At 24.6% G+C, this 1785-nt stretch carries 1 protein-coding gene; it reads left to right on the top strand.

Annotation, left to right across the window (positions count from 1 at the left end):
* The first annotated feature begins 349 nt into the window (after positions 1-349).
* The gene (locus tag ON24_RS08810) at positions 350-1747 is read left to right on the top strand and encodes a hypothetical protein (RefSeq protein WP_040682688.1); all 1398 of its coding nucleotides are present in this window, start codon (positions 350-352) and stop codon (positions 1745-1747) included.
* Positions 1748-1785: the final 38 nt, after the last annotated feature.

The raw sequence follows: 1785 nt of genomic DNA, 5'->3' as shown, positions 1-1785 counted from the left end.
GGGGCTGTAAAAAATTCAACTGATGATAAACTACTTATTTTTTCTAATTCTAACTAAAAAACAATTTACAGTTGAAATACAACTTCAAAAGTTATAAAATAACATAAAACTAAAAAATAATAAGTTACATTAAAATAAAAGAACAATGAACCAAAATAACAACAGAAAATCATAACACCAAAATAAACAAAACAAAACTCTAATTTAATAAAAACAAACAAAACAAACCCTAAAAATAAAATACTTAATTAATATAAAGTAATATACAAAATAATAAAATAATAAGCGCTATTTCAACTGAAAAATAGCATAAAAAGAGTTAAATAAGAATGTGGGCATATATATTAATATGAAGCAAAATACACCCACAATTAATAATTTAAATGAAGAAATATTTATTTTTTTCGATTCAAAAACACAAAAAAAACACATAAAAATCACAAATGATCTAGACCCTGAAATAGCAATTACCTTCTTAAAACTAACTGAACCCACTAACAAAGCAATAATAGTCAAGAAAAAAGAATATTGCAGTAAATGCGGAGCACCACTAAACAAAAACGGACTAACCAAAATAAAATACGAGAAAAAACACGAAATATATCTACAAAAATACGTTTGCAGCTCGAAAAAATGCAAACACTACGAAACAACAGATATAACAAAATTTAAAGACAAATACTGCAATTATTCAAAGAAAACAAAAGAAAAAGCAATAATATTCAAAACACAAACCTATATACCATATAACAAAGTTGCAAACATCATAAACAAAACAGAAAACCTAAATATAAGCCATCAAACAATCTACAACACATTTAAACAAAAAATCGATGACTGGATACTAAAACACGAAAAACACATTAAAAAACAAATCAAAGAACATGAAATCGAATATAGTGGAATAATCCACTACGACGAACAATATTTGAACATATCAAGACAAACATACCTCAGATTAAGCATAATAGACGCAATAAGCAAAATAACAATTAACACAAAAATAATACACAAAAACAAATTCAACCAAAAAACGTTCGAAAACTTCATCAAAGAATCCACAAAAGAATTTAAACTAAAAGTACTAATAACAGACGGACACCCAATGTATAAAAAATTCTGCAAAGAAAACAACATAATACACCAACAATGTGTATTCCATTTAATACATGAAATACGAAAACCCGCATACAAACAAATAAACAAACTAAAAAGACAAAACAAAACAAACAAAAATAAAATAGAAAAAATAACAACTAAAATCGAAAAATTACAAAGTAAAATCCAAATCAAAAGAGGCAGAATCAAAAAAACAGACAAAAAAAGAATAAAAATAAATGAACAAATAAAAAGCCTAAAAATACAATTAAACATTCTAAAATTTAAAATAAGAGAAAACAAACACAAAATCAAAAAACTAGAAAAATACATGGACAAAATATCATTAATATTCAAATCCAAAAAAATAAAAACAGCAACAAAAAGAATAAACAAATTAAAAGAAGAAATAGACCAAATACCCGAAATAATAGCCAAAAAAATACCAAAAATCACCAAAAACATAGAAAACTACTTAAATCATATGAAAAACAAAAACATACCAAAAACAAACAACACAATAGAACTATTATTCAGAACAACACTACCAAGAAGCAGAAAAAACATATTCCGAACAGTAAACGGAGTAAAAAACGAATTCCAAACCAAAGAAATCATAAGAAACTACAAAACAATAAAACAAATTTAAAAAAAAATTCAAGCCATCAGTTGAATTTTTTACAACCC

The organism is Methanobrevibacter boviskoreani JH1 (assembly GCF_000320505.1).
Lineage (GTDB): Archaea > Methanobacteriota > Methanobacteria > Methanobacteriales > Methanobacteriaceae > Methanarmilla > Methanarmilla boviskoreani.
The sequence above is the reverse complement of the archived record's forward strand: the minus strand, read 5'-3'. Positions and strand labels throughout refer to the sequence as shown.

Coding starts and splice junctions, on each gene's coding strand:
- ON24_RS08810 (WP_040682688.1), top strand. CDS start 350: ATGAAGCAAAATACACCCACAATTAATAATTTAAATGAAGAAATATTT.